The organism is Curtobacterium sp. MCBA15_004, assembly GCF_001865055.2.
In the GTDB taxonomy this organism is placed as follows: domain Bacteria; phylum Actinomycetota; class Actinomycetes; order Actinomycetales; family Microbacteriaceae; genus Curtobacterium.
The window spans coordinates 3,569,537-3,589,024 of sequence record NZ_CP126266.1; the positions used below are offsets into that span (position 1 = coordinate 3,569,537).

Annotated in this window: 23 protein-coding genes; 13 read left to right on the forward strand and 10 right to left on the reverse strand. The window is 73.2% G+C overall.

The genetic code is table 11. From position 1 onward, the window contains the following. Positions 1–65 precede the first annotated feature (65 nt). On the reverse strand, positions 66–524 hold the full coding sequence (locus QOL16_RS16900) for a MarR family winged helix-turn-helix transcriptional regulator (protein WP_071285516.1): 459 nt from the start codon (positions 522–524) through the stop codon (positions 66–68). 56 nt (positions 525–580) lie between these two features. On the opposite strand from QOL16_RS16900, the gene QOL16_RS16905 reads away from it, so the two are divergent. The 7 genes from QOL16_RS16905 to QOL16_RS16935 all read left to right on the forward strand — a co-directional run bounded on the left by QOL16_RS16905 (position 581) and on the right by QOL16_RS16935 (position 7,125). Continuing rightward, positions 581–988 carry a hypothetical protein gene (locus QOL16_RS16905; RefSeq protein WP_217637647.1) on the forward strand — a complete coding sequence of 136 codons (408 nt, stop codon included), beginning with the start codon at positions 581–583 and terminating at the stop codon, positions 986–988. An 895-nt stretch (positions 989–1,883) separates the two neighbouring features. Continuing rightward, positions 1,884–2,516, forward strand: coding sequence for a hypothetical protein (locus QOL16_RS16910; protein ID WP_065964031.1), 633 nt, complete (start codon positions 1,884–1,886; stop codon positions 2,514–2,516). Positions 2,517–2,808: 292 nt separating this feature from the next. Continuing rightward, the gene (locus QOL16_RS16915; RefSeq protein WP_071285518.1) at positions 2,809–3,357 is read left to right on the forward strand and encodes a thioesterase family protein; all 549 of its coding nucleotides are present in this window, start codon (positions 2,809–2,811) and stop codon (positions 3,355–3,357) included. Between the two features lie 43 nt (positions 3,358–3,400). Beyond that, a complete protein-coding gene (locus QOL16_RS16920) occupies positions 3,401–4,015 on the forward strand; it encodes a YdeI family protein (protein ID WP_065964036.1) in 615 nt (204 codons plus the stop codon). 10 nt (positions 4,016–4,025) lie between these two features. Continuing rightward, positions 4,026–4,904, forward strand: a complete 879-nt coding sequence (locus tag QOL16_RS16925) for an aldo/keto reductase (RefSeq protein ID WP_071248153.1) — start codon at positions 4,026–4,028, stop codon at positions 4,902–4,904. Between the two features lie 191 nt (positions 4,905–5,095). Then, on the forward strand, positions 5,096–5,854 hold the full coding sequence (locus QOL16_RS16930) for an SGNH/GDSL hydrolase family protein (protein WP_071285520.1): 759 nt from the start codon (positions 5,096–5,098) through the stop codon (positions 5,852–5,854). Positions 5,855–6,261: 407 nt separating this feature from the next. Beyond that, positions 6,262–7,125 carry a sorbosone dehydrogenase family protein gene (locus tag QOL16_RS16935; RefSeq protein ID WP_254780331.1) on the forward strand — a complete coding sequence of 288 codons (864 nt, stop codon included), beginning with the start codon at positions 6,262–6,264 and terminating at the stop codon, positions 7,123–7,125. Between the two features lie 153 nt (positions 7,126–7,278). Here QOL16_RS16935 and QOL16_RS16940 read toward each other — a convergent pair whose 3' ends face one another. Further along, positions 7,279–8,250, reverse strand: coding sequence for an NAD(P)-dependent oxidoreductase (locus tag QOL16_RS16940; protein WP_071285592.1), 972 nt, complete (start codon positions 8,248–8,250; stop codon positions 7,279–7,281). 171 nt (positions 8,251–8,421) lie between these two features. Then, on the reverse strand, positions 8,422–8,907 hold the full coding sequence (locus QOL16_RS16945; RefSeq protein WP_071285522.1) for a DUF4126 family protein: 486 nt from the start codon (positions 8,905–8,907) through the stop codon (positions 8,422–8,424). Between the two features lie 194 nt (positions 8,908–9,101). Here QOL16_RS16945 and QOL16_RS16950 point away from each other — a divergent pair, with 194 nt between their 5' ends. Both QOL16_RS16950 and QOL16_RS16955 read left to right on the forward strand, forming a co-directional pair. After that, the gene (locus tag QOL16_RS16950; protein ID WP_071285524.1) at positions 9,102–9,743 is read left to right on the forward strand and encodes an SDR family oxidoreductase; all 642 of its coding nucleotides are present in this window, start codon (positions 9,102–9,104) and stop codon (positions 9,741–9,743) included. 162 nt (positions 9,744–9,905) lie between these two features. Then, positions 9,906–10,802, forward strand: a complete 897-nt coding sequence (locus tag QOL16_RS16955; protein WP_139266516.1) for a DNA-formamidopyrimidine glycosylase family protein — start codon at positions 9,906–9,908, stop codon at positions 10,800–10,802. Here the strand turns inward: QOL16_RS16955 and QOL16_RS16960 are convergent. After that, positions 10,688–11,212 (reverse strand): AAA family ATPase, encoded by a 525-nt coding sequence (locus QOL16_RS16960; protein ID WP_071285526.1) that lies wholly within the window; start codon positions 11,210–11,212, stop codon positions 10,688–10,690. The genes QOL16_RS16955 and QOL16_RS16960 overlap by 115 nt on opposite strands. Before the next feature lie 159 nt (positions 11,213–11,371). Here QOL16_RS16960 and QOL16_RS16965 point away from each other — a divergent pair, with 159 nt between their 5' ends. Continuing rightward, entirely contained in the window at positions 11,372–11,782 is a 411-nt protein-coding gene (locus QOL16_RS16965; protein WP_065960568.1) for an arsenate reductase ArsC, read from the forward strand. Between the two features lie 48 nt (positions 11,783–11,830). Here the strand turns inward: QOL16_RS16965 and QOL16_RS16970 are convergent, their stop codons facing one another. The 6 genes from QOL16_RS16970 to QOL16_RS16995 all read right to left on the reverse strand — a co-directional run bounded on the left by QOL16_RS16970 (position 11,831) and on the right by QOL16_RS16995 (position 16,660). After that, positions 11,831–12,217, reverse strand: coding sequence for a DUF1304 domain-containing protein (locus QOL16_RS16970; protein ID WP_065960566.1), 387 nt, complete (start codon positions 12,215–12,217; stop codon positions 11,831–11,833). Positions 12,218–12,297: 80 nt separating this feature from the next. Then, positions 12,298–12,993 carry a CoA pyrophosphatase gene (locus tag QOL16_RS16975; RefSeq protein WP_370692547.1) on the reverse strand — a complete coding sequence of 232 codons (696 nt, stop codon included), beginning with the start codon at positions 12,991–12,993 and terminating at the stop codon, positions 12,298–12,300. Beyond that, positions 12,990–13,634: a copper resistance CopC family protein gene (locus QOL16_RS16980; protein ID WP_071248123.1), complete on the reverse strand. Its 645-nt coding sequence runs from the start codon at positions 13,632–13,634 to the stop codon at positions 12,990–12,992. Before QOL16_RS16980 ends, QOL16_RS16975 begins: the two co-directional genes overlap by 4 nt. A gap of 262 nt (positions 13,635–13,896) precedes the next feature. Beyond that, entirely contained in the window at positions 13,897–14,883 is a 987-nt protein-coding gene (locus tag QOL16_RS16985) for a LamG domain-containing protein (RefSeq protein WP_254780333.1), read from the reverse strand. Further along, positions 14,880–15,764 (reverse strand): S26 family signal peptidase, encoded by an 885-nt coding sequence (locus QOL16_RS16990; RefSeq protein ID WP_071248121.1) that lies wholly within the window; start codon positions 15,762–15,764, stop codon positions 14,880–14,882. The genes QOL16_RS16985 and QOL16_RS16990 overlap by 4 nt, the downstream gene beginning before the upstream one ends. Positions 15,765–16,009: 245 nt before the next feature. Then, positions 16,010–16,660: a hypothetical protein gene (locus tag QOL16_RS16995; protein ID WP_065960544.1), complete on the reverse strand. Its 651-nt coding sequence runs from the start codon at positions 16,658–16,660 to the stop codon at positions 16,010–16,012. 170 nt (positions 16,661–16,830) lie between these two features. On the opposite strand from QOL16_RS16995, the gene QOL16_RS17000 reads away from it, so the two are divergent. From QOL16_RS17000 to QOL16_RS17010, 3 genes are all read left to right on the forward strand, one after another. Beyond that, positions 16,831–17,292 carry a MarR family winged helix-turn-helix transcriptional regulator gene (locus tag QOL16_RS17000; protein WP_071285528.1) on the forward strand — a complete coding sequence of 154 codons (462 nt, stop codon included), beginning with the start codon at positions 16,831–16,833 and terminating at the stop codon, positions 17,290–17,292. 130 nt (positions 17,293–17,422) lie between these two features. Further along, on the forward strand, positions 17,423–18,400 hold the full coding sequence (locus tag QOL16_RS17005) for a helix-turn-helix transcriptional regulator (protein ID WP_071248114.1): 978 nt from the start codon (positions 17,423–17,425) through the stop codon (positions 18,398–18,400). A 95-nt stretch (positions 18,401–18,495) separates the two neighbouring features. Next, on the forward strand, positions 18,496–19,467 hold the full coding sequence (locus QOL16_RS17010) for a heavy metal-binding domain-containing protein (protein WP_139266518.1): 972 nt from the start codon (positions 18,496–18,498) through the stop codon (positions 19,465–19,467). The last annotated feature ends 21 nt before the right edge of the window (positions 19,468–19,488 follow it).

Here is a 19,488-nt window from a genome sequence, read left to right on the forward strand (position 1 = left end):
GCCCATGCCGGGTGCGGTCCGGTGCGGGGCGGTGCGCGGGATCTCCCCGCGGGCGGACGCGTCGGCTACTCGGTCGAGTACTCCGTCGAGGCGAGCGGCGTGGCGGTGAAGCGGGACAGCAGTCGCGCCAGCGCCTCCCGATCGGCCTCGGTCCAGGTGCTCGTGTGGTCGGCGATCACCGCCTCCAGACGGCGTCGCGCCTCCGCGATGGCGTCGGTGCCGCTCGGCGTGAGCGTGAGGAGCGCCTGACGACGGTCGTCCGGGCCGGGGACCTGCACGACGAGGTCCGCTCGGACGAGTTCCGCGGCGCGGCGGCTCACGACGGAGCGGTCGAGCCCGAGGTCGGGCGACAGGGCCGCCGCCGAGCGCGGCTCGCCCGCACGCGCCAGTGCACTCAGCACCGGGTAGTTCGCCTCGGTCAGCCCGCGAGCAACACCGAGCGTCACGCTGCCGTAGAGGCCACTGCGGAACCCGCGGGTGAGCACCACGCCCAGGGCGTTCGCGATCGTTGCTGCCGGTTCCATGCACCGATCATACGTGTGCAACTCGCACAGAGCTTGCTACCGTCACTCTGTGCAAGTTGCACAGAAGGAGGATCGACACGACGGACATCGCCACGGCACTGACGGAGCTGCTCAACGATCGGGACAGCTCGGTCGACGACGCGATCACACGACACTTCGCCGACGACTACCGACAGCGGGCCGACGGCGTCTGGAGTGACCGCACACAGTTCGTCGACCACATCACCCACCTCCGCGGGATCGTCACGCGCGCGGAGGTCCGGGTGCTCGACGAGTTCGTCCGGGGCACCGCGTACGCGGACCGGCACGAGGTCCACGTGGAGAAGGCGGACGGGACGACCGTCGTGCAGGAGGTGTACCTGTTCGGCACCCTCGCAAGCGACGGACGCTTCGCGGAGGTGCACGAGGTGACCCACCTGCTCCGGGGGAGCGAGGCGGACCGCGGCATGGGGACGGCCTCGTGAGCTCGGGCGTCCCCAATGCAGGAGCCCGAGGGACCAGTCACGTACGACCCGACCAGCCACAGTCATCCAACCGGACGCCTCAGAGTCCGCGCTTCACCGGTGAGCATCAGGACACCATCGTGACTCTGCGTCATCAGAGAAACACCCGCGCAAGGTGATCAAGAAAACAATCGCGGAAATCGCGCTCGCTCCATCGGTGCCACACATCAAAGCCGGATACCATCTGACTTCCGTTTTGGAAGAAGGCACAGAATGCCACGCCCGCACCACGGAGTCAGGGTCTCCCAGCGCCGATCGGCCCGAAGTAACAGCGCGAACTCCACGTTGACTGATGAAGCGGCGCAGCGCAAGACGGCACAAAGGGGGACAGGATCCCAATCGCGGCCTCACGACGCGAATCCCTGACTCTCCAAGAAGGGATCGCCCGCCCGCCTGACGCGTCGGTAAGGCGATGAGCGCTGACCTATAGCCCGACGGACAGCCTCGCATGGCCACCCGACTCTCGACAGTCAACCGCCGGTCGGAGGCGGTAGGACATTGATTTCATGCAATAGTGGGGCGTCGATTCCGCAATGGCCAGGGCCATACCGGCGGGATCGATGCCATCAGGGGACGCGACAAATCGTGGATGTTCGTCTACGCTCGCAGCATGTTTGGGAACTTGAACATCGTTGTAACGGTCGTTGTCCTCGTCGTGGTCGTGGCGCTCATCTCATGGGGGGTGCAAGCGCTTGTCGCTCGTCGACGTCGTTCGCTTGATTCGCACGTGAACGAATAACACGTCCATGGCTGAAACGGATTATTCCTCAGGAGGGGTTTCATGCCACAAATTGCTCAATTCAAGAGTCTGGTCTGCGCGGCGGTAGCCGGGGGTGCACTGCTGGGCTCCGTGCTCATGGGCGTCGCACCCGCGAGTGCCTCCGAGGCGAAGCTCCTGACGGCGTCACAGGAGGCGACCGTCAGGGCGACCATGGACGGTGCGAACGTCAGCGCTGACGTGCAGGATCGCCTCATCGCAAAGCTCAACGCTGGCCAGCCGCTGGACTCGCAGACTGATGCGACGCCTGTCAGCACGAGGAGCGAGAGCCTCCGCGAGGGAGGCACCCGGTCGGTCGAGGTGTTCGCCGACGGTTCGCAACGATGGGTTGAGTCCGATGCCGTGGCACCCGCGTCGACCGGAAGGCCGGGCGGTGTCACGACGTTGGGGCTCAACCCGTCGAAGACGGGGTGCAAGTCCTCCGGCGGCTGGAACACCAACTGCAAGATCGGGATCTCTGACTTCGTCAGCAATGCCGGCTTCTACCTCGACTACACGACCAACAAGATCCGCGACGTCCGCGGAGCGTACTGCAACAACTCGGTCGGCGACGCCTCGTGCTCGGCCAAGCTGCGTCGTGCAACTGCATCGTCGGCGGGCCCGGCATGGGCGGAGCTGACCTTCAAGGCTGGCATCGGCCCGATCGGCAACGTCGCCTCCGGCGCATTCGGACTGCGCGTCAGCGGGAGCAGCGCATCCGTCTACGGATGATCACGCTTCACCGAGCGAACGGTCCCGGCCCTCACGGCCGGGACCGTTTCTTCGTACACCTTCCGTTGGCGCGGCCGGATTCGGGCGGGGTGCCGCACCTCATGGGCATCCCTTCGGACGAGGACGCCGTCTCCATCCAGTCCCGAACGACAGGACGTGCAGCGCGGAGCGGGACGCCCCGCGCGGTCCGTTGGAGGTCGCGCCCACCCCCTGTTGCACACCGCACCGCAGCGGTCGTGCGGTTCCTCCAACACGGTCGCCCGACCCGGGACTCGCCTGGTGTGATCGATGCGTGAACCTGTACTTCCGGCTGCTCCTGCTGACCCTGCGCATCCGGCTCGCCGCCGCCCGCCCCGGACGCCGTCCGTCGCTGTGGGACGAGACCCGCACGTCGTTCCGCGTCGCGCCGACCGACCTCGACCCGCTGCGGCACGTGAACAACGGCAAGTACCTGTCCCTGCTCGACCTCGGCCGGTACGACCTGCTCGCCCGGTCCGGCTTCTGGGAGGAGGCCTCCGCGCGCGGGTGGTACGCCGTGGTGGCGGCGCAGACGATCACGTACAAGCGGTCGTTGACGCTCGGGCAGCGGTTCAGCCTGCTGACGCGGGTCCTCGGGGTCGACGAGCGCGCGGTGTACATGGAGCAGACCTTCGTCCGCGGTGGGGAGGTCGTGGCGCGGGCGGTCGTGCAGGCGCGCTTCCTGCGCCGCACCGGCGGGACCGTGAGCCCCGCCGAGCTCGTCGAGGCCGGCGGGGGGACGGACCGCGACCTGACCCTGCCGGCGTGGGTGCACGAGTGGGCCGACGCCGTGCGGATCAGCAGCGGCGACACGGCGCGGTAGCGGGACGGGCGACGACGAGACCGGCCCGCCCTACGATGACCGCATGGACGACGACGACCTCGTGCTCCCGGACGCCGCAGCGTGGCGCGCCTGGCTCGACACGCACGAGGAGACGCCCGACGGCGTCTGGCTCGTCCTCGCGAAGAAGGGCACCACGACCCCGACCACGCTGACGTACGACCAGGCGCTCGACGAGGCGCTGTGCTCCGGCTGGATCGACGGGCAGAAGCGCGGGCGGGACACGGCGACCTTCCGGCAGCGGTTCACCCCGCGGCGCCGGGCGTCGCTGTGGTCGCAGCGGAACATCGGGCTCGTCGCGGCCCTGACCGAGGCCGGCCGGATGCGCCCGCGGGGCATCGCCGAGGTCGACCGGGCGAAGGCCGACGGCCGGTGGGAGCGCGCCTACGCCGGTGCCGCGACGGCGACCGTGCCGGACGACCTGCGGGCAGCGCTCGACGCCGAACCCGCGGCCTCCGCGCTGTTCGACGAGCTGGACGCCACGAACCGGTACGCCGTGCTGCACCGGGTCACGACCGCCCCGAGCCCCACCGCCCGGGCGAACCGGATCGCGAAGCTCGTGGGCGGCCTGGCCCGCGGCGAGACCCCGTTCCCACGACGGGGGACGACGGCTCAGGATCAGGTCACGCCGACGGCGTAGACCGGGAGGCATGACCAGTACCGACACCACGAACCGTCCTGCCGCCGCCTCGGGCACGTTCCGGATCGGTGGCGACCTCGAGGTCCACCGTCTGGGCTACGGCACCATGCAGCTCACCGGACCGGGCGTCTGGGGGCCGCCGAAGGACCACGACGAGGCGATCCGCGTGCTCAAGCGTGCCGTCGAGCTCGGCGTCGACTTCTTCGACACCGCCGACTCCTACGGCCCCTACGTCGCCGAGGACCTGCTGCGCGAGGCCCTGCACCCGTACGGCGACGACGTCGTCATCGCGACCAAGGCCGGCCTGACCCGCACCGGCCCGAACGAGTGGCCGCCGGTCGGCCGTCCGGAGTACCTGCGCCAGGAGGCCGAGATGAGCCTTCGCCGCCTCGGCCTCGAGCGCATCGACCTGTTCCAGCTGCACCGCATCGACCCGAAGGTCCCGCTCGAGGACCAGGTCGGCGAGCTGAAGAAGCTGCAGGACGAGGGCAAGATCCGGCACATCGGCCTGTCCGAGGTCACGGTCGACGAGGTCAAGGCCGCCCAGGAGGTCGCGACGATCGTCTCCGTGCAGAACCTGTACAACCTGCAGAAGCGCGACGCCGAGGAACTCCTCGACTGGTCGGAGCAGCAGGGCATCGGCTTCATCCCGTGGTTCCCGCTCGCGACCGGCGGGCTGACCGGCGAGGACTCGCCCCTGACCGAGATCGCGCAGCGCAAGGGCGCGACCCCGGCCCAGCTCGCGCTCGCCTGGTTGCTCGAGCGCTCGCCCGTCATGCTGCCGATCCCGGGGACGTCGAGCGTCGACCACCTCGAGGACAACCTGCAGGGCGCGACGATCGAGCTCACCGACGAGGAGTTCGCGGAGCTCTCGAAGCTGCACGCGTAGGTCGCGTCCGACGCGACCACGGGACGGACGGGAGGCGCGGTGCCGGCTGGCACCGCGCCTCCCGTCCGTCCGCGGTCGCCCCCGGCGACCGAGCGAACCTGTGAACGGCGGCGAGGACCCTCAGGAGCGGTGTTGCATTCCCCAGCACTGGGGACTGGTTCCGCGGGCGGATCCGGGGGATACCTGTACTCGTGTCCCGCCCCCGCCGTCTCGCCCTCGTCGCGAGCATCGCCACCGCCGCCTGCCTCCTCACGGCCGGCATCGTCCTCGCCACCGCCCCGCACGTCGCCACCGCCGAGGACACCCCCGTCGTCGCGGCGGTCGGTGCGCACGTGCAGCAGCGCGAGGCCGACCTGGTGCGGCCGGCCGACCAGGTCGTGAGCGGGGCCGTCGACACCCCGGTGGCCGCGGGCGCCGTCCCCTTCGCCTACGCGGGGGACTCGATCACGGCCCGCCCCGACTCGTGGCTGCACCAGCTCGCCACCGACGACCACCTGCACGCCGTCGGCGGCTACGCCCACAGCGGGTACCGCGCCGACCAGGTCCTGCAGGAGATCGCACCCGTGCCCGACGCCCGCGTGCTCGTCGTCGAGGTCGGCACGAACGACGTGAACCAGGCCGTCCCGACGGCCCGGACGATCGCCGACGTGGACGGCATCGTCCGCAAGGTCGGGGCCGCGCGCGTGCTCGTCGTCGCCGGTCCGCCCTCGGACTGGACGTGGAGCCGCTACGGTGCCGACCGCCGCACGGGGCAGCTCGCGCTGACCACGGCGCTCCGGTCGACCGCCACGGCGCACGGGTGGTCGTTCGTCGACCCGTTCACCGGGCTCCGGGCCGCCGACGGTGCGTACCGCCCGGGGGACTCGCGGGACGGCATCCACCCGACCGCCGAGGCGAACCGCGGCGTCGCGGCGGCGATGGCCGCGGCGATCCAGCGCACCGCGGCCTGACCCGCCCACCCGCTTGACCGATCCGTGGCCTGACCGGAACGGGAGCCAGACCGGCGCCGGGTCCACGGCTCGGGCACCGGAGATCCCCAGGGCGCTCCCGACCGCGGCGTGTGGACTCGGGGGTGAACCGGGAGGATCACCGTGGACACCACCCGCACGACCCGCAGCCCCCACACCGCTCGCTGGACCGCGCTCGGGCTCGCGGCCGCCGCAGCCCTCGTCCTGAGCGCGTGCTCGGACGACGGCACGGGTGATCCCGACGGCGGGTCCGGCGGCGCCCCGGCCCGCACGGGTTCCGCGACCGCGGCGGCGACCACCGACGTCGTCACGGGGCTCGAGGCACCGTGGTCGGTCGTCCCCGTCGGTGACCGGGGCGACGGTTCATCAGCGAGCGCGACTCCGCGCGGGTGCTCGAGCTCCGACCGGACGGCTCGACGCGCGAGGTCGGCACGGTCCCGGGCGTCCGGCACGGCGGCGAGGGCGGACTGCTCGGTCTCGCGCTGCACGACGGCGACCTGTTCGTCTACTCGACGGCCGACGACGGCAACCGGGTCCAGCGCTTCACCCTGACCGGCGGCACCGGGACGTACCGGCTCGGGGACGCCACGACCGTGCTCGACGGGCTGCCGCGGAACACCTTCCACGACGGCGGGCGGATCGCCTTCGGCCCGGACGGCATGCTCTACGTGAGCGTCGGGGACGCGGGGAACCGGCCGGCCGCACAGGACCGGGCGTCGCTCGCGGGCAAGATCCTCCGCGTGACCCCGGACGGCGCGGTCCCGGAGGACAACCCGTTCCCGGGCTCGCCGGTCTGGTCGCTCGGACACCGGAACGTGCAGGGCATGGGCTGGGCGGCGGACGGCACGATGTTCGCCGCGGAGTTCGGGCAGGACGCCTGGGACGAGCTCAACGTCATCGAACCGGGGCAGGACCACGGCTGGCCCGAGGTCGAGGGCGTCGGCGGCGAGGCACGCGGCTTCGTCGACCCCGTGCAGCAGTGGTCGACGGACGACGCCTCGCCGAGCGGGCTGACGGTGATCGGGGACACGGTCTACGTCGCGAACCTCAAGGGCGCGTCCGTCCGGGCCGTTCCGGTGTCCGACCCCGGGACCTCGACCGTGTTCTTCGCGGGGGAGTTCGGTCGCATCCGCACGGTGCTGGCCGGCCCCGACGACACGCTCTGGTTCGTCACGAACAACACCGACGGCCGCGGGGACCCGCGCGAGGGCGACGACCGCATCGTCTCGGTGCCCCTGACCGACCTCCGGTGAGCAGCAGACGTCGGGTGCCGGCCGCGCACCCGACGTCGTCTGCTCCATCGAGGAGCGCGCGACGGGGACGGAGCGCGCGACGGGGACGGAGCGCGCCACGGGGACGTGGCGCGCGACGGGGACGGGGCGCGCCACGGCACGCCGGCGCCGGTGTCAGGCGACGAACGGCCCGGCGACCTCGAGTCCGCCGTGCTCGACCTGCCAGCGCAGGGCGTCGCGCACCGTCTCCGACGCGGTCCAGCCCGGGGCGTAGCCGAGCACCCGCTCGGCCTCGGCGGTGCTGAACACCTGACTCCGGGACAGGTGCTCCCAGCTCGCGTCCGCGTGCTCCGGAGCCGTGGTCTCGCGGAACCGGTCCCACGTGACGGACTCGAGCCGCGCCTCCCGGCCGAACCACGACGCGACCAGGTGCGCGTACCCGCGGACCGTGAGCGCGGTCGGAGCCGTGGCGAAGAACGACCGGCCGGCAGCCGCGTCCCGCTGCTCGACGGCCAGCTGGAACAGCTGGGCGACGTCGTCGGCGTGCACGTGCGCCATCGCCTCGGCGCCGAGGCCGGGCACCTCGACGGGCTCGCCGCCGGACAACCGGGTGACGACCGCGGGGTCGAGGTTGCCGAGCGGACCGATCGGCATCCAGCCCGGACCGCTGATGTGCCCGGGGTGGACCGAGGTCGTGACGACACCCCCTGTGGCGGTTTCCTTCGCGAGCATCCGGGCGATCGCGTCCTTCTGCACGCCGTAGTCCCCGAAGGGCGGAGTCATCGTCGCCTCGGTGATCGGCAGCACGTGCGAGACGCCCGCGCGCCAGATCGAGCCGCAGTGCACCAGGTGCGTCGCGCTGCCGCGGAGGGCGCGGACGAGCTGCTCGGCGCTCTCGACCGTGAAGCACACGAGGTCGACGACCGCGTCGGCGGCGAGCGCCGCGACCCGGCCGCCGAACGTGCCGTCGCGGTCCTCCTGCTCCCGGTCGGCGGTGACGCGCTCGACGCGCTCCCACTCCGGGGAGTCGGCGTAGGGGGTGCTCGTGCCGCGCGAGACGGCCACGACGTCGTGGCCGGCGCGGACGAGACGGGGGACGAGGAACGTGCCGATGTGGCCGGTGGCTCCGATGACGACGATGCGCATGGCGACCACGCTAGGCGGGTGCTCCCTTGCACGGCAGGCCCTGGCAGGACCGCGGTCCGGTCCGCGCGGCGGTGGCCGTGCGGTGACGTCCGTGCGGTGGGCGCACCACGGGACGGACGGGAGGCGCGGGTCGTCGCCGACCCGCGCCTCCCGTCCGACGTGTGGTGCCGGTCAGGCCCCGGTGACGGTCTTCACGGACGCCGCGATGACGACGGCGTCCTCGGCGAGGGCGCCGACCGGGTCGGGCAGGCCGGTGCCGCTGAGCACCTTGCGGGCGGCCCAACCGACGAAGCTGCCGACGACCGCGCCGACGCCGCCGAGGATCGCACCCTCGAGCCGGAGGTCGCGACGACCCGTCGTGCCGAGCGCGGCACCGGCGAACGCACCGGCTCCGATGCGTCCGACCAGGCCCATCGGCGAGATGCGGTTCGGTGCCTTCGGGGACTTGTCGCCGATGAGCTCACCGATCGCCGACGCGACGAGCAGGCCGCGGCCGAGCGGGGTGCTGAAGGCCTTCCACTGCTGCCAGGAGCCCGTGAGTGCCTTGTTGTCGTGGTTCAGCGCGAGGACGGCGAGCGGGGTGCTGCTCCGACCACCGCTCAGGACGCCGAGCGCCAGGGTGCGGACCAGGGTGTGCTGCTCGTGCTGCTTGCTCATCGGTTCTCCGTCGTGTCGTCCCGTGGTGTCGCCTCCGCACGGTACTCGGCGGCGTCTGACGGTCGGGGGGAGCCTCCCGGTGGCGGCGACCCGCCGGGCGGGAGGCGCGGTGCCGGGCCGCCCCGCGCCTCCCGTCCGGCGGTGGGAACGACCGTCACCGCGCCCTCCGAGCCGTCCCGCGTACCGTCCGCAGCATGAGCAACGTCATCGTCTTCGGCGGCCACGGCAAGGTCGCACTCCTCGCCACGCGCCTCCTCACCGACCGCGGGCACACCGTCACCTCCGTCATCCGGAACGCCGACCAGTCGGACGAGGTGCGCGCGCACGGTGGCGAGCCCCGGATCGCGGACGTGCAGGAGCAGTCCCTCACCGACTTCGCGGACCTGGTCCGCGGGCAGGACGCCGTCCTCTGGTCGGCCGGTGCCGGTGGCGGGTCCGTCGACCGCACGTGGGCGATCGACCGGGACGCCGCCGTGCTCTCGATCCAGGGTGCCGCGCGCGCGGGCGTGGACCGGTACGTGATGGTCTCGTGGTCCGGCTCCGAGCTCGATCACGGCATCCCCCAGGACGACGACTTCTTCGCGTACGCGCAGTCGAAGATGATCGCCGAGGCGGTCCTGCGCGACTCGGACCTGCAGTGGACCGTGGTGGCACCGAGCACCCTGACCGACGACGAGCCGACCGGGTCGGTCGACTGGGACGGGTCGTCGTCGCAGGTGCCGCGCGGTGACGTCGCGCACGTGGTCGCCGACGTCCTGGAGGACCCCTCCACCGCCGGTCGCACGATCCGCTTCAACGGCGGCTCGACCCCGGTCGCGGACTTCCTCCGCGGCTGACCCGGGTCCGGGGCCCGGCCCCGGATACCGCCCCCGGCCCCCGGTTCCGCGGGATGGAGCAGCAGACGTCGGGTGCGCGCCCTCTACCCGACGTCTGCTGCTCCATCGGGCCGCGCGGGCCCCGGGCGGCCGGGTGTCGGTGGCGCGACCTAGCGTCGGAGCATGCCCGAGGGTGACTCCGTCCACCGCCTGGCCGCCCGGCTCCGTGCGACCGACGGCGCCCTCGTGGTCCGGTGCGAGCTCCGCGGCGGGCCGAGCGCGGGGACGTCCATCGCCGGCCGACGGATCACCGGGCACGCCACGCACGGCAAGCACCTGCTCACCCGGCTCGACGACGGCACGACCCTGCACACCCACATGCGGATGACGGGCTCGTGGACGGTCACCGGTCCGGGCCGACGGCTCCCGACGCACGTCGCGCGCGACGCCCGGGTGCGGATGGCCCTGGACGACGGCCGCACCGTGTGGGGCATCGCCCTGCCGGTGGTCGACCTCGTCCCGACGCGCGACGAACACCGGGTGGTCGGACACCTCGGACCGGACCTGCTGCACGACGACTTCGACCGTGCCGAGGCCCTCCGGCGGGTGACGGCCGACCCGGACGCGCCCGTCCGTCGGGTGCTGCTCGACCAGCGGCTCGTCGCCGGGCTCGGCAACCTCTGGGCGAACGAGCTCGGGTACGTCCGCGGTCTGCACCCCGACCGGCCGATCGGGACCGTCGACGTGCCGACGCTGCTCGACACCGCGCAGCGCATGCTCCGGCACTCGGCGACGGTGCCCGACGCGTACCAGGTCACCACCGGGCGGCTCCGACGCGGAGAGCAGCACTGGGTGGTCGGCCGCGCCGGTCGACCGTGTCTGCGCTGCGGGTCGCGCGTCCGGGCCCGCGACGACGTCGAGGTCCCGGGGTCACCGGCGCGACGCGTGTGGTGGTGCCCGCGGTGTCAGCCGGCGGTGGACCCGGCGGCGATCGCACGGGCGACCTGCTCGGGGGAGCGCCCCACCGTGTCGACGACCTCGGCCGCGTCGTGCAGCCAGGTGCGGGCGGCCTCGGCGTAGGGGTCGAGCCGACTGACCCGGAAGGTCGAGTACCCCACCACCGCGTCGTCCTCGATCCGACGGCGAAGGGTGTCCTGGTCGGCGTGCAGCACGACGTGCCGCACCGGGATCCCGTGCTCGGCGAACCCGTCGGCGATCTCCCGCCAGTAGGCCTCGACGAGCACGGTCTGGGGGAGCACGAGGGTCCCGCCGACCAGGTCGAGCAGCCGCCGCGCGGTCTCGACGACGAGCGGACGCCACGGGTCCCAGTGCTGGAAGTCCCCGTGGTCCGGCAGCGGCGGGCGGACGTCCATCAGGACCTCGCCGACCTTCTCGGGGTCGAGGACGTGGGCGTCGGGCAGGAGCGGTTGCAGGAGACGCGCCGTGGTGGTCTTGCCCGCCCCGTGCGTCCCGTTGATCCAGACGATCATGCGCGGACGCTACCGCACCGGGCCGCCCGGTCGGCGGACGCGCAGGTCCGGCCAGCCGGTTCGGCAGCCCGGTCCGCCGACGGCGCGTCGCCGACCGTCCGGCAGGATGGAGCCAGCCGCACCTGCCGCCGAACGCCCCCACACCCCCAGGAGCCCGCCGTGTCCGACCAGCGCCCCGCCGTCCTGTTCGTCTGCGTCCACAACGCGGGTCGCTCCCAGATGGCCGCGGGCTGGCTGCGCCACCTGGCGGGTGACCGCGTCGACGTCTTCTCGGCAGGATCGGCACCGGCCGACCAGCTGAACCCGGTGGCCGTGCAGGCGATGGCGGAGCAGGGGATCGACATCGCCGGCGCGCAGCCCGCGGTCCTGACCGTCGACGCGGTCCGGCGTGCGGACGTCGTGGTGACGATGGGGTGCGGCGACGCCTGCCCCGTGTTCCCGGGCAAGCGCTACGAGGACTGGGCGCTCACCGATCCGGCCGGGCTCCCGATCGAGCAGGTGCGCGGCGTGCGGGACGAGGTCCGGCAGCGGGTCGAGGCGCTCCTGGCCGAGCTGCTCCCCCGGGCCTGACGCCCGGCTCAGCCCTCCGGGGCAGGCCAGCTCGGGACGAGGACGGACTCAGACGAGCCCGGCGATGCCCAGCGCCACGAGCGACAGCAGCGGCAGCGCGCCCTGGGTGGTCGCGGCCCGGCGCTTCGTCGCGTCGCTCGTGAAGAGCACCAGCGCGGCGGCGAGCATGCTCGCGGTCCCGGCGACGACGAGCGTCGTCCCGACCGCGGTCCCGCCGGCGGCGGCCACGACGATGCCCACGACCACGAGCACGGCCAGGAACAGGTTGTAGAAGCCCTGGTTGAACGCGAGCCCCTTCGTCACGACGGCGTCCTCCTCGGTCGTGCCGAAGGTGGAGCGGGCGCGGGGGGTCGTCCAGAGGACGGACTCGAGCACGAAGATGTACACGTGCAGGAGCGCGGCGAGGGCTGCGAACACCAGGGCGACGACGGTCATGGCACGACCCTACGACGCGGCGGACGCCCGTGCCGCGACCGGCAGGCGCGGCACGCTCCCGCGGGTGCCGTGGGACGGGATCAGCGGCGCGTCGTCCCCGGCAGCGGCAGCTCCCGCCCGTGCTCCCACGGCTCGGTCCAGTCGAGCCGGTCGAACAGCGCGTCGAGCAGCATCGCGGTGAAGCCCCACAGCGTGTGCTCGCCACGGTCGGAGCGGACCGTGAACGCCGGACCCCGCCACTCCTGGCCGCCGCGCCGCAGGACCGTGACCCCGCGGTGTGCGGGGTCGAGCAGGTCGGCGACCGGCGTGCGGAAGACCGCGGCCGACTCCCGCTCGTCGACGACCCGGACGGGCGTCGGCTCCCGCCACCAGCCGAGCACCGGGCGCACCAGGTGGTTCGAGTGGGCGAGCGGGACGGCGGGCAGGGTGCCGAGGACCTCGACACCGGTCGGGTCGAGTCCGGTCTCCTCCCGGGCCTCGCGGAGAGCGGCGGCGGGCGCGTCCGCGTCACCCGGGTCGATGCGACCGCCCGGGAACGCGACCTCGCCGGGGTGTGACCGGAGCGTCGACGCACGCGCGAGCAGGAGCACGTCGAGGTCCCGGTGCACCGCGTCGGCGCGCGCGGGGCGGCTGCTCGGGACCCGGTCGAGCACGCCGAACAGCATGAGGACGGCGGCGGCGCGGGGGTCCTCGGTGCCGGGCGTCGCGGGGACGAGCGGCCCGGAGCCGACCACCGCGGCGAGCGCGGCCCGTGCGTCGTCGGCGGTCGTGCTCACCCCTGGTCCGTCCCGGTGACGTCCGCGGAGGCGCTCCCGGCACCGTCCGCCGTGGGTCGGCGACGCTGCACGAGGCGGGTGACGAGCACCGCGGCGAGCGCGACGACGACGATCCCACCGAGGACCCACGGGGTGCTGCCGCCGTGCTGGTGCCCGGCGGTCGCGGCAACCGCGGTCGAGGTCGCTGCGGTCGGGGTCGGCTCGGCAGCGGGTGCCGCGGCGGACGCGGATGCGGACGGAGCGCCGGTGGGCAAGGGGGTGGTGGCCCCGGTGGACGTGAAGCGGTACTCGCCGGAGATCGGGTGCCCGTCGACGGAGACGCTCCGCCACTGCACCCGGTAGGTCCCGGGCGTCGCCAGGTCGACCGGCTTCGCGATGGTCGTCCCCGACACCCGGACCTCGCCCGAGGTGTGCTCGGCCCCGGCGGCGTCGGTCACGCTGATGACGATGCCGGTCTGCAGGCCGGACAACGGCTCCTCGGACAGCGTGAGCGTGACCACGTCGAGGTCGCCCGACACGGCTGCGTCCGCCGCGGGGTCCGACGACACGAGGACGTCGTGCGCCGACGCAGGACCGGCGAGGAGCACCACCGGCGCGAGCGCTGCGACGACGACGGTGGCGAGGAGGGCTCGGAGACGCACGGGGGCCTTTCGTGGGGTGGCCCGGTCGGTCGCCGGGCCGGCTGGTGGCGACCGGCCCGAGCGTACCCGCGCAGGTCGGGACGCCCGCCCTGCCGCGACCGGCGCGACGCACGCCGCGCTGGACGGGTGGGTCGCGGACCGGGACGCGACCCGCCACCGGACGGGAGGCGCGGGTCGGGCCCGCACCGCGCCTCCCGTCCGCGACGCGTCGACCACACCGCAGACCGGCACCGCCGTCGCGTGGGCGCCGGTCCGGCGCGCGTCAGCGCCCGGCGGTGGCGTGCGCAGCGACCTGCTGCGCGGTGAGCTCCGTCGAGTACACGGCGGCGTACCGCATCGAGCCGGTGAAGGCGAAGTTGGCGGGCGCCCCGGGCCACCCGCTGATCGTGTCGTACCCGATGCGGAAGTAGCCCGTGTAGTTCTCGGCGACCTTGTAGGACGTGTTCGACGCGACCACGACCCCGTCGAGGTAGAGCCGCATCCCGTTCGTGGGCGACATCGTCGCGACCACGTGGTGCCACGCGCCGTCGGTGACCGCCTTCGGCGAGGTGACCACCTGGGTGGCGCCGTTGTAGGCGCCGAACACGAGCTGGCCGGACGTGTTGACGTAGATCTGCCGGTCGTGCTGCCCCGACTGCATCACCTGGTTGCTGCCGAAGCCGATGAGCAGGCCGCCCGCCACGGTGGTGCGGAACCAGACCTCCTCGCTGAAGGTGGTCGGGTTGGCGTACGACCTCGGGGTCGAAACGAAGTTCGGCGTCATCGTGGAGCCGTTCAGCGCGTACGAGCCGCCGGCGTCGCGCGGGCAGGCGTTCGGGTTCGGCGTCGTCGAGGTCATGCCGTTCTGGTACGTGCCGGCGGCACCCTTGCCGGACGAGTCCGCCGCGGTCCGCGTCCCCGAGGTCTCGTCGAGGTCGTACGCGAACAGCGCGTTCGCGGCGTCCCCGGCCACCGCGGCCGTGCACGTGAAGTACGGCGCCGTGGCGGCGGTGTTCGTGGAGTCCGTGACGGTGGCGCTGAACGCCGAGCGGGTCGGCGCGAAGTGGTTCACGAGCAGGACCGCGGCGAGTGCGGCGACGAGCAGGACAGCGACCACGCGGGGGTCCCGCAGGCGGCGGAACGGGACCGCAGCGAGCAGGCGGCGGAACGGGACCGCGCCGAGCAGGCGACGGCTGGCGGCCGACCGGGTCGGGGTGGAACGACGACGGCCGTGGACCGGCTGCGCGGTGCCGAGCTGTCCGTGGTTCACGAGGCACGCACCGGTTCGACGCGGCCGACGGCCAGGCAGGCGACCAGCGGGACGAGGCAGACGAGCACGAGGGCGACCCAACCGATCGGGTCGAGGTCGATGTTCGACGTCAGCTGGTACTGCCCGTTGTGGGTGAGCTCGTGGATGACGACGCGGCCGACCTCGCCGTCGACGAGGTGCACGGTGTTGCCGCCGTGGGCGTCGATGCGCACGGGGAACACGCCGGAGGACACCACGGTCGCCTCGACACCGTGCGGCGTGGAGGTGTTCGTGATGGTGGTCACGTTGACGAACGGCTTGAAGAGGAACGCCGCGTACGCGCTCGTCAGGGCGGTGCCGGCGATCCGCAGGCAGCTGCGGGTGACGCGGTCGGTGAACGCGCTCGTCAGGGTGAGGACGATGAGCGTGCCGATGAGCAGGACCGGGGCGGCGCGGAACAGCCAGCCGATGTACGGCACGAGCAGGACCGGGGTGCCGATGACGTCGGCCTGGGTGAGCGTCCACGGGTCGGTCGCGCCGTTGATGTCACCGCGGGTGTGGAGTCCGCCGTCGGCGTCCTCCGCGATGATGCGGTGCGTGTAGACGACGCCCGGGTTGGCGGTGGTCTCGAAGGAGACGACGTCGCCGACGTGCAGGGTCGTGACGTCGACCGGCAGGTCGAGCACGAGCGTGCCGACCGGTGCGGCCTCGCCCATCGAGGGGGTCTCGACGACGAACCAGCGACCACCGGCGGAGAGGAACAGGACCGCGGCGCCGAGCAGGACGGCGGCGACGGCTGCGACGAGCCAGGCGAGGAGGACCTCGGAGCGGCTGGTCACGCGTCCGCGCAGGTGCAGCCGGTCGAGCGTGCCGGTCAGCGGGAGCGCTGCGATCTGGCTCATGTGGTGCTCCGGTCGGTGGTGGGCCTGCGGTGGGACGGTCGTGCGGTGGAACGGTGCTGCGTGGTGCTGTGCTGCCGTGCTGCGTGGTGCTGTGTGCGGCAGCGCCCGGCCGGAGGGGGGCCGGTCGGGCGCTGCCGGTGGTGGCTCCGGCCGTCTCGTGGGGGGACGGACGGCCGGTGCCGGTCCTGGGTGGGGTGGTGGGCCCCGTCGTCCGGTCCGGGACGGTGTCACCGGACCGGACGGGATCAGGCGGTGAAGGTCCAGGTCATCGGGACCGAGGCGGCGAGGCCCTGGTAGGTGTTGCCGGCCGAGGAGTCCAGCGTGACCGCGAAGTTGAACGGGACGGACGCGCCGGCGGCGGGGGCCTGCGGCATCGTGAAGGCGGTGGCGGCCGCGCCCTTGAAGCTGGCGAGGGTGCCGCTGAAGACGGTGGTCGAGCCCGAGGTGATGACGACGTTCATCTTGGCGCAGAGGTCCGTCGCGGTGCCGTTCTGGGCGCCGTTGGCCGACTGGGTGCAGGTGGCGCCGGGGGTCAGCGTGAAGGTCGCGGCGTTCGCGGTACCGGTGTTCTTGATCGAGATCGCGGTGTTGACGGTGTTGCCCGGCGTCATCGTCGTGCTGCCACCGAACTTGTTGATGGTCGAGCAGGTCGCGGCGTTCGTGGAGACCGAGCCGCCGTCGGTGCTGAGGCACGTGACGTTGGCGCCGGCGTTCTGCTCCTGCATGACGAGCGTGCCCGAGGCGGCGGTGTTGCTGCTGTTCGTGATGCTGGCCGCGAACCCGGAGAGGGTGCCGGTGAGCGAGAGCGACAGCAGGACGGCCGCGAAGATGCCCGCGACCAGGGCCACGGGGGCGAAACGGATCCGCTTCAGGGCGGCGGTGCGGAGCTTGGACACGGTGTACCTCGTCGTTCGGTGGGTGTTCTCGGTGTGTGGACGAGCAAGGGGTTCGGGCCGACTTGCTTCACTGATCAAGATAGTCAACCGTTGACCAACTTGACAACTCGTATACTGTCCCCAGAGCGGGGGACGCCCGGGTACCCCGCCCGACGGAAGCAGGACGCACCGTGACACCCACTGCCGACGACGACCTGATGGCCGCGTTCGCCGCGGTCGTCCGCGCGAACACGAGCCTGGTCGGCCAGCTGAGCGCGCGGGCGGGCATCCACGAGAACGCGCTCCGCGCCCTCGTGCTCATCAGCGACACCGGGTACAGCACCCCGACCGAGGTCGCCGGCTACCTCGGCCTGACCTCGGGCGCCGTGACGAACATGATCGACCGCATGAGCGCCGCCGACCTGCTCGAGCGCGCCCCGAACCCGAGCGACCGACGGGGCTCCCTGCTGCGGCTGCTGCCCGGCGGCGAGGCCGTGGTCGCCGACTACCGCGCGCGCTACGGCGCGATGCTCCGCGCCGTGGACGGCGCGCACGGCGGCGAGCTCCACCAGGTCCTGAACGCGCTGGCCGACGGCCTGTACGACCAGGCGGCCGACACGATGGCGCACCCCGCGCAGACGGGGACCGACTGACGGACGGGAGGCCCGTGGCGGCGCCGCCACGCGCCTCCCGTCCGCCCCGCGGGGACGCCGCGAGCGCCCGTGGCGCGGTGTCGTGGCGGCCGCGCTCCCGGAACCGCGCGCGACCTGCCATCATGCCGTCATGGCACCGGAGTCCCCGGAGGCGGACAGCCCCTCCTTCCGACGCTTCCACGTCGAGGCGATCAGTGAGGACCGCGGCGCCGAACTCGACCGGATCTACGGCACCGGGGGCGGCATCGACAGTGCCCTCGAGACCTTCCGGTACGTCGGTGCCGGAGACGCCGACGTGTCGATGCGCGGCGCCGAGGTCGAGGGGACCCGCAGCGGGCGGATGGAACCCCGCGCCGACCACATCGTGTTCTGGGTCGCCGACGGCACCGCCTCGCTCGAGGACACCCGCGACGGCACCGTGCTCGAGGTCACGCCGGGGCACCCGCTCCTGCTCTCGGCATCCGTGGCGTACACGTTCACGGCGGACATCCGGAAGCTCACGATGGTCCACCTGTCCGACCGCGTGCTCCGCGCCGAGCTCGCCCGACGGCAGCGGTACGTCCGCGGCCCGCTGCTCTTCGACCAGCAGCCCGACATCGAGGTCGCGCTCGGCCCGCTCCGCGCGATCATCCGCTCGCGCGCCGGCCAGGTCATGGACGGGCGGCTCGACGAGGCGCAGCGTGCAGCCCTGAACCAGCAGATCGCCGCGGCCGTGATCGACGCCTTCCCCCTCGTCGAGGGCGCCGAACCCGAGCCCTCCACCGCCGCCGCCCGCGCCGCCGCCTGGATCCGGGACAACGCCGGGTCGCCGCTCGAGCTCCGCGACATCGCGAACGCCGTCGGACTCAGCGAACGCGGGCTGCAGAGCGCCATGCGTCGCACCTACGGGGAGTCGCCGATGGAGCGTCTGCGGGCCGAACGGCTCGAGGGGGCGCGGCGGGAGCTCGTCGCGGGCGGGGCGGGCACGACCGTCGCCGAGACCGCCCGCCGGTGGCACCTCACCCACCTCGGGCGCTTCGCCGGGGCGTACGCCGAGCGGTTCGGCGAGCCGCCGAGCGTCACGTTGCGGCGGGCTCGGGCGGGGGCGCGCGAGCGCGTCGAGCGCTGAGGATCCCGACAGCCACCCGCTGACCCCGGCGTCCCGGTGCCAGGCTGAGGCCACGTGCGGCACCCGTCCGCACACCGCATCTCTCGGGGGTGGTCATGACGACGTGGTCCGACGGACTCCCGCCCGCCGCACACGCACGCGCTGCCCGGCAACGGGAGAGCGGAGTCGCCGGTTCGCTGCTCTCCGCCGCGGGCGCCGCAGCCGTCCGGTCCGTGGCCCTGCAGCCCGTCGGCGAGGTGTTCGGCTCGGTGGTCGTGCAGCTGGGTTGGACCGGGGGCGGCTGCGGCATCTGGGCGCTCCCCGGCGCGGGCGTGTCGGGGTTCGGACCCGGTGGCGGGTACGCCCCGTGGACCGCGCCCGTGCTGACGACCGGCGGCAGGAACGGCCGGAACGTCGGCTTCGGCTCCTACGTGCAGGCGTTCTCACGAGCCTGGCACGGGGCCCGCGACCGGATGGTGGCCGAGGCGACGATGCTCGCGGCCGACGGCGTCGTCGACGTCCGGATCGGTCGGGAGCGGCTCGACGGCCGGGTGTGGGAGTTCACCGCCCTCGGCACCGCGGTCCGCAGCCTGGACCCGTCGGTCAGCCCACCCGCACGCGCCGCCGGCCCCTGGACGGCCGGGTTCTCCGCCGAGCACACCGCCGCGCTCCTCCAGTCCGGGTACGTGCCGCGCGGCACCGCACTCGGGCTGTCGGTGTCGACGAAGCACGAGGACGCGCTGCTCAAGCAGCAGCGTTCGGTGTGGACCGGCAACACCGAGGTCGACGGGCTGACCCAGCTGCTGCAGGCCGCCCGCGCCGACGCCCGGCTCCAGCTCTCCCGCCGGGTCGGCACCCTCGGGGCGACCGACCTGGTGGTGACGGCGGCGTCCGTGCACGAGTTCGAGACCTCGTGCGGTGACGAGGTCGACCTGCACGCCGAGGCGGTGTTCGTCGGGACCGGGATCGCTCCGGGACCGATGCACGCGTTCCGCGGCCGGTCCGCGACCGCCACCGCCCGCCGGGACGTGACGACCGTCATCCCGCTGCGCGACCCCGGCTCCGGACGCCCGGTGCGACACCGCTGACGCGCCGTCGTCCGGACCGGA

Coding starts and splice junctions, on each gene's coding strand:
- QOL16_RS16900 (WP_071285516.1), bottom strand. CDS start 524: ATGGAACCGGCAGCAACGATCGCGAACGCCCTGGGCGTGGTGCTCACC.
- QOL16_RS16910 (WP_065964031.1), top strand. CDS start 1,884: ATGGGCGTCGCACCCGCGAGTGCCTCCGAGGCGAAGCTCCTGACGGCG.
- QOL16_RS16920 (WP_065964036.1), top strand. CDS start 3,401: ATGGACGACGACGACCTCGTGCTCCCGGACGCCGCAGCGTGGCGCGCC.
- QOL16_RS16925 (WP_071248153.1), top strand. CDS start 4,026: ATGACCAGTACCGACACCACGAACCGTCCTGCCGCCGCCTCGGGCACG.
- QOL16_RS16940 (WP_071285592.1), bottom strand. CDS start 8,250: ATGCGCATCGTCGTCATCGGAGCCACCGGCCACATCGGCACGTTCCTC.
- QOL16_RS16945 (WP_071285522.1), bottom strand. CDS start 8,907: ATGAGCAAGCAGCACGAGCAGCACACCCTGGTCCGCACCCTGGCGCTC.
- QOL16_RS16950 (WP_071285524.1), top strand. CDS start 9,102: ATGAGCAACGTCATCGTCTTCGGCGGCCACGGCAAGGTCGCACTCCTC.
- QOL16_RS16955 (WP_139266516.1), top strand. CDS start 9,906: ATGCCCGAGGGTGACTCCGTCCACCGCCTGGCCGCCCGGCTCCGTGCG.
- QOL16_RS16960 (WP_071285526.1), bottom strand. CDS start 11,212: ATGATCGTCTGGATCAACGGGACGCACGGGGCGGGCAAGACCACCACG.
- QOL16_RS16970 (WP_065960566.1), bottom strand. CDS start 12,217: ATGACCGTCGTCGCCCTGGTGTTCGCAGCCCTCGCCGCGCTCCTGCAC.
- QOL16_RS16990 (WP_071248121.1), bottom strand. CDS start 15,764: ATGAGCCAGATCGCAGCGCTCCCGCTGACCGGCACGCTCGACCGGCTG.
- QOL16_RS17005 (WP_071248114.1), top strand. CDS start 17,423: ATGGCACCGGAGTCCCCGGAGGCGGACAGCCCCTCCTTCCGACGCTTC.
- QOL16_RS17010 (WP_139266518.1), top strand. CDS start 18,496: ATGACGACGTGGTCCGACGGACTCCCGCCCGCCGCACACGCACGCGCT.